Source organism: Streptomyces sp. CO7 (assembly GCF_053474865.1).
This window is the reverse complement of record NZ_JBRIOU010000007.1, coordinates 127002-133592: the sequence shown is the minus strand read 5'-3', so window position 1 is coordinate 133592 and position 6591 is coordinate 127002. Positions and strand designations below refer to the sequence as shown.

Annotated in this window: 5 protein-coding genes; 3 read left to right on the top strand and 2 right to left on the bottom strand. The window is 72.2% G+C overall.

The features are described 5' to 3' along the window. Together ACOV8S_RS24435 and ACOV8S_RS24430 are read right to left on the bottom strand one after the other, a co-directional pair. A partial coding sequence (locus ACOV8S_RS24435; protein WP_448320323.1) for a siderophore-interacting protein occupies window positions 1-861 on the bottom strand: 861 nt, incomplete at its 3' end. Window positions 862-1002: 141 nt separating this feature from the next. Beyond that, window positions 1003-1923, bottom strand: a complete 921-nt coding sequence (locus tag ACOV8S_RS24430) for a 5'-3' exonuclease (RefSeq protein WP_351112513.1) — start codon at window positions 1921-1923, stop codon at window positions 1003-1005. 185 nt (window positions 1924-2108) lie between these two features. Here ACOV8S_RS24430 and ACOV8S_RS24425 point away from each other — a divergent pair, with 185 nt between their 5' ends. The 3 genes from ACOV8S_RS24425 to ACOV8S_RS24415 form a co-directional block, all read left to right on the top strand. Then, window positions 2109-3209: a quaternary amine ABC transporter ATP-binding protein gene (locus ACOV8S_RS24425; RefSeq protein ID WP_448320320.1), complete on the top strand. Its 1101-nt coding sequence runs from the start codon at window positions 2109-2111 to the stop codon at window positions 3207-3209. Continuing rightward, complete coding sequence (locus tag ACOV8S_RS24420) at window positions 3209-5839, top strand: ABC transporter permease/substrate binding protein (RefSeq protein ID WP_448320318.1); 2631 nt, start codon at window positions 3209-3211, stop codon at window positions 5837-5839. The genes ACOV8S_RS24425 and ACOV8S_RS24420 overlap by 1 nt, the downstream gene beginning before the upstream one ends. A gap of 270 nt (window positions 5840-6109) precedes the next feature. Further along, on the top strand, window positions 6110-6591 hold a 482-nt coding region (locus tag ACOV8S_RS24415; protein ID WP_448320316.1), incomplete at its 3' end, for a helix-turn-helix domain-containing protein.

Sequence of the window (6591 nt, the reverse complement as noted above, 5' to 3'; positions counted from 1 at the left end):
GGTGCCGGCGGGCGTGCCCGCGGGGGCGCCGCCCTCCTGCTCGGCCTCGACCGCGGCGTTCCACTCGGGCTTGGCGGCCTGCCAGCGGTCCTCGGTGTGCCCGAGCCGCCAGTAGCCGGACACCGAGAGGTCCTCACGGGGGATCTGCCGCTCGACGCGCAGCATCCGCCGCAGGTCGCGCACGAAGGCCGCCTCGCCGTGCACGAAGGCGTGCGGGCGGCCTTCGGGCCACTGCATGGACGCCACGGCCGCGACCAGCAGCGAGCCCACCGGGGCGTCGCCCCGGTGCAGCCAGACGATCTCCGCGTCGGTGTCGATCTTCTGCTCGTCCTCCGGGCCGGCGACCTCGAGGAACGCGCGGACCTCCGCCCCCTCCGGCAGCGACTCCAGGGCCGCGGCGACGGCCGGCAGGGCGCTCTCGTCGCCGACCAGCAGGTGCCAGTTCGCCGTGAGGTCGGGGGCGTAGGCGCCGCCGGGGCCCAGCATCAGCATCGTGTCGCCCGGACGGGCGGCCAGGGCCCAGGGGCCGGCCAGGCCCTCGTCGCCGTGGACCACGAAGTCGATGGTCAGCTCGCGCAGTTCGGGGTCCCAGGCGCGGACCGTGTAGGTGCGGGTGACCGGCCACTGCTCCCGGGGGAACTCCTCGCGGACCTGGGCCATGCTGAACGGCTCGGGGTACTCGACGCCGTCGGCCGGGAACACCAGCTTCACGTAGTGGTCCGTGTGCGTCCCCGCCTCGAAGGCGGACAGCCCTTCGCCGCCGAAGACCACCCGCTGCATGTGCGGGGTGAGCCGCTGGGTGCGGACCACCCGCCCGAGGTGCGGCTTGGGCGGAGACTTGCGGACGGGGCGCGCTGCCATGACTGGCCTCCCTGCGAGTTAGCTTAGGCTCCCCTAAGCTAACACCGAATCAGTGGTGACGGTCCGATGTGGCGAGAATGTCGCTGGCGTTCTTGGCACACGGCGCTCCCGCCCCTCCGCCGCCGCCCCGGTCCTCACCCCTCACGCCTCCAGGGTGAGCAGCAGCCGCTGGAGCGAGCCGCCCAGGTTCCATCGTGCGCCCAGGGCCTCGACCATCTCCGGATCCCGCGGGCCCTTCGGCAGCGTCGGGTCGACCTCGGGCAGCGGCACGTCGGAGGCCACCCGCACCACCTTCGGCGCCACCGCCACGTACGGCCGGGACTCGTCCAGACGGCGGCGCTGCGCCGGGGTGAGACCGGAGGCCGGGTCGTCCACCGCGGCCATGATCCCCGCCAGGTCCCCGAACCGGTCCAGCAGCTTGGCGGCGGTCTTCTCGCCGACGCCGGGAACGCCGGGCAGGCCGTCGCTCGGGTCGCCGCGCAGCAGCGCCAGGTCCACGTAGCCGCGGCCGTCCACCCCGTACTTCTCGCGCAGGGCGGCCTCGTCCATGATCTGCGGGTTGCCGACGCCCTTCACCGGATACAGCACCCGCACCCCGCGCGCGTCGTCGACCAGCTGGAACAGGTCGCGGTCGCCGGTGACGATGTCCACCGGGCCGCTCGCGCGCGCCGTGAAGGTGCCGATCACGTCGTCCGCCTCGTACCCCGCCACCCCCACCCGGGCGATGCCGAGGGCGTCCAGCACCGCCTCGATCACCGGGACCTGCGGCGAGAGGGTGTCCGGCACCTCCTCGGCGTCCGGGCCGCCCTCGCGCTCCTCGGCCACCCGGTGCGCCTTGTAGGAGGGGATCAGCTCCACCCGCCAGGCCGGCCGCCAGTCCGCGTCCATGCAGGCCACCAGCGCGTCGGGCCGGTGGTCCTTGACCAGCCGGTCGATGAAGTCCAGCAGCCCGCGCACCGCGTTCACCGGCATGCCGTCCGGCGCCTTCACCGATTCGGGCACGCCGAAGTACGCGCGGAAGTAGAGGGAGGCGGTGTCGAGAAGCATCAGTCGTCCGGTCACGGTTCGCCATCTTGCCGTACCGGTGGTTGGGGCGTGTCTCGGACGGGACACGAATGTGAGCGTGCCGTGGAGGCGGCCTGAACAGGTGTTTGCCCCCGCAGGGGCCGGGCAGGCACGGGACTTGTCCGGGCCGTTGCAGTTGCCAACGGGCCGGAGGTACGGACGGCAGGACGAGAGGCTGAACGGTGTCATCCAGGTTGCGGGCCGAGAACGTCTACAAGGTGTTCGGAAGAAGACCCGAGCAGGCGGTGGAGCGGCTGCGCGCGGGCGCCGACCGCGAGGAACTGAGGGCCGACGGCATCACCGCCGCCGTCGTCGACGCCTCCTTCACGGTGGAGCCGGGCGAGATCTTCGTGGTCATGGGCCTGTCCGGGTCCGGCAAGTCCACGCTGCTGCGCATGCTCAACGGGCTGCTCGAGCCCACCGCCGGCAGCGTCAGCTTCGACGGGCAGGACCTGTCCGCGCTCTCCGCCGCCGAGCTGCGCACCCTGCGCTCACGGCGCATCAGCATGGTCTTCCAGCACTTCGCGCTCTTCCCGCACCGCACCGTGCTGCAGAACGCCGCCTACGGCCTCGAGGTCCAGGGCGTCCCGCGCGCCGAACGGGAGAAGCGCGCCACCGAGTCGCTCGCCCTGTGCGGCCTGGAGGGCTGGGAGAAGTCCTGGCCCGACGAGCTCTCCGGCGGCATGCGCCAGCGCGTCGGCCTCGCCCGCGCCCTGGCCACCGACGCCGACCTGCTGCTGATGGACGAGTCCTTCAGCGCCCTCGACCCGCTGATCCGCCGCGAGATGCAGGACCAGCTGCTCGAACTGCAGAAGACCCTGCACAAGACCATCGTCTTCATCACCCACGACCTCAACGAGGCCATGCGCCTCGGCGACCGCATCGCCGTCATGCGCGACGGCGAGATCGTGCAGATCGGCACCGCGGAGGACATCCTGGTCCGCCCCGAGGGCGAGTACGTCGCCTCCTTCATCCGGGACGTCGACCGCTCCAAGGTGCTGACCGCGGCCTCCGTGATGGACCCCGCCGCCGGTGGCGGCAAGCCCGGCTGCGACTGCCCCGCCGCCGGCCCGGACACGCCCTTCGACGAGCTGTGCGCCCTCGGCGCCCGCACCGGCCACCCCGTCGCCGTCGTGGACGCCGCGGGCGACCTGGTCGGCACCGTCTCGCAGGAACGGCTGGTCGCGGTGATCGGTGACGTCGACCCCGACGACGCCGAGGGAACCCGGCGGAGCGCCGACTGCGGCCGGCCGGCCGCCGGCGCCGGGGAGGTGGCCGCCTGATGCCCCGCATCACCTTCGGCGAGTGGGTCAACAGCGGGGTCGAATGGCTCCGCGCGCACCTCGCCTGGTTCTTCGACTTCTGCAAGACCGTCTTCGACGGCGCCTGGGACGGGCTGGACGCCGTCCTGCAGGCGCCGGAGCCGCTGCTGATGACCGGCATCCTGGCGGTGATCGCCTGGCGGCTGCGCGGTCTGTCGGCCGGCCTCCTCAGCTTTCTCGGCTTCGCGTTCGTGGACGCGCTCGGCCTGTGGTCCGACTCCATGTCCACGCTCGCGCTGCTGCTGGTGGCGACCGTGATCGCGCTCGCCGTGGGCGTGCCGGTGGGCATCTGGGCCGCCCGCTCGGACCGGGTGAGCGCCGCGGTGCGCCCGGTGCTGGACTTCATGCAGACCCTGCCGGCCATGGTCTACCTGATCCCGGCCATCATCTTCTTCGGCACCGGCGCCCCCGCGGGCATCGTCGCCACCCTGATCTTCGCGGTGGCCCCCGCCGTCCGCCTCACCGAGCTGGGCATCCGCCAGGTCGACCCCGAACTGGTCGAGGCGGCCGAGGCGTTCGGCACCACCCGTCGCAACACGCTGCTGCACGTCCAGCTGCCGCTGGCGCTGCCCACCGTCATGGCGGGCGTCAACCAGGTCATCATGCTGGGCCTGTCCATGGCGGCCATCGCCGGCATGGTCGGCACCGGCGGCCTCGGCGGAGCGGTCAACGAGGCCATCGGACAGCTCGACGTCGGGCTCGGCGCGGAGGCCGGCCTGTCGATCGTGATCCTCGCCGTGTACCTCGACCGGATGACCTCCGCGCTGGGCCGCGAGCTGTCGCCGCTGGGCCGCCGCGCGGCCGCGGCCGCGCGCGCCACCGGGCTGTCGCGGGTGCTGTCCCACCGGCCACGGCCGGTCGTCGCGGGCGTCGGCGTGGTCGCGCTGGCGCTCACCGCGGGCCTGCTCGGCGCGGTCGGCGGGACGGGCACCGCCCCCGCCACCGCCGTCGGCGACGCCGCGGACGTCGGCAAGGGCAAGAAGGTCACCATCGGCTACGTCACCTGGGAGGAGGCCGTCGCCTCCACCTTCGTCTGGAAGAACGTGCTGGAGCAGCGCGGCTTCGACGTCGAGGTGCAGCAGTACGAGGTGGCGCCGCTGTACACCGCGCTCGCAGCCGGCGACATCGACTTCCAGACCGACGCCTGGCTGCCCACCACCTCCGGCCCCTTCCTCGAGAAGCACGGCGGCAAGGTGGAGAACCTGGGCGCCTGGTACGGGCCCACCTCGCTGGAGCTGGCCGTCCCCGCGTACATGGACGGCATCGACTCGATGGCCGATCTCCAGGGCCGCGCCGACGAGTTCGGCGGGAGGATCACCGGCATCGAGCCCAGCGCGGGCGAGATGGAGCTGCTGAAGAACAAGGTGCTGCCCGCCTACGGGCTCAGGGACGAGTACAAGGTGGTCGACAGCTCGACCCCGGCCATGCTCGCCGAGCTCAGGCGCGCCTACGCGGCGAAGAAGCCCATCGCCGTCACCCTCTGGTCGCCGCACTGGGCCTACAACGACTTCGAGCTGAAGAAGCTGAAGGACCCCGAGGGTGCCTGGGGCTCCGGCGACAAGATCCACACCCTGGCGCGGGACGGCTACTCGAAGGAGAACCCGGTCGTCGCCGGCTGGCTGCGCGACTTCTCGATGTCCGAGAAGCAGCTCACCGGGCTCGAGGCGGAGATCAACGCCGCCGGCAAGGGCAACCAGGACAAGGCCGTCAAGGCGTGGCTGAAGAAGCACCCCGAGCTGGTCGACAAGTGGGCCCCGCTCCCCGAGGGCGCCAAGGGCGGCAAGGGCGACGCCGAGACCCGGCAGCCGCTGGAGGTCGCCTGGTTCCCGTGGGAGGAGGACATCGCCGTCACCCACCTCTGGAAGCACGTCCTGGAGGACCGCGGCTACCGGATGCACCTCAAGCAGATGGACGTCGGCCCGGTCTACACCGGCCTCGCGAGCGGGGACGTCGACCTCAACTTCGACGCCTGGCTGCCGCACGCCCAGAGCAACTTCTGGGAGAAGAGCAAGGACGACCTGACCGACCTCGGCAGCTGGTACGAACCGACCTCCCTCGAGATCGCCGTGCCCTCCTACGTCAAGGGCGTCGACTCCATGCGGGACCTGCGGGGCCGTGCCGAGGAGTTCGACGGCCGGATCATCGGCATCGAGCCGGGCACCGGGGAGATGAACCTGCTGAAGAAGGACGTCCTGCCGGCCTACGGGCTCGAGGACGAGTACGAGGTGGTCGACGGCTCCACCCCCGCGATGCTCGCCGAACTCAAGCGGGCGTACGCGGAGAAGAAGCCGGTGGCGGTCACCCTGTGGTCGCCGCACTGGGCCTACGACGAGTACGAGCTGACCAAGCTCGCCGACCCGAAGAAGGCCTGGGGCGCGGGGAACAAGATCCACACCATCGCCGCCGGGGACTTCACCGAGCGGTACCCGAGGCTCGCCGGCTGGATCAAGGGCTTCCGGATGTCCGAGAAGGAGCTCGCCTCGCTGGAGGCGGAGATCGTGCGCCGGGGCAAGGGCAAGGAGCCGCAGGCTGTCGAGGCCTGGCTCGAGGAACACCCGGACGTGCCCGGCCGGATGACCTCCGGCGGGTGACGGCCGCCGGTCCGGACGCCTCCTTGTGCACGGGGAGGATCCGGACGGCCACGTAGTGCTACGCTCCGACCCCGGCTGCCCTCGCAGCCGGGGTCGGACCCGTTCGTACGGTCCGTCGTGCGACGGACGCGGATGGTGACGGTTCGTCGAGTTCTGTTTGGCCGCAGGGCCGGGGGTCAAGGAAGTCTTCGACAGGACTTCCCGCACCATGGAGTACGCGCGGGTCTTCTCGGGCGCGCGCCGACAGCAGCGAGGGAGGGAGCCGGAGCGATGGGCGACCACAAGGAACAGCCCCTTCGGGTGGGGGCGGCCGTCCGGCGGCGCCGACGCGCGCTCGAACTCACCCTCGCCGCGGTGGCCGAACGCAGCGGCCTGTCCGTGCCGTTCCTCAGCCAGATCGAGAACGAGCGGGCGCGGCCCAGCAGGCGGTCCCTGGACAAGGTCGCCGACGCGCTGCGGACCACCGCGGTGGAACTGCTGGCGGCCGCGGATCCGGCCTGCAGCGTCGACCTGGTGCGCGGCGAGGGGTTCGGCGACGAGAGCGCGGTGCCGGCGGTGGGGGAGACGCGGACCCGCACGCTGGTACGCGGGCACCACCAGATGCACGCCACCGAGATCAGCGGGGAGTACGACGCGGGGCGGGAGTTCCAGCACCGCAACGACGAGCTGATGTACGTCGCCGACGGCGCGGTGGAGGTCGAGGCCGAGGGCCGCGCCTACCGGCTGGGGCGCGGCGACACGCTGTACCTCAC

Excerpts from the sequence above, each read along its gene's own strand:
- ACOV8S_RS24420 (WP_448320318.1), top strand. The coding sequence starts at position 3,209 with ATGCCCCGCATCACCTTCGGCGAGTGGGTCAACAGCGGGGTCGAATGG.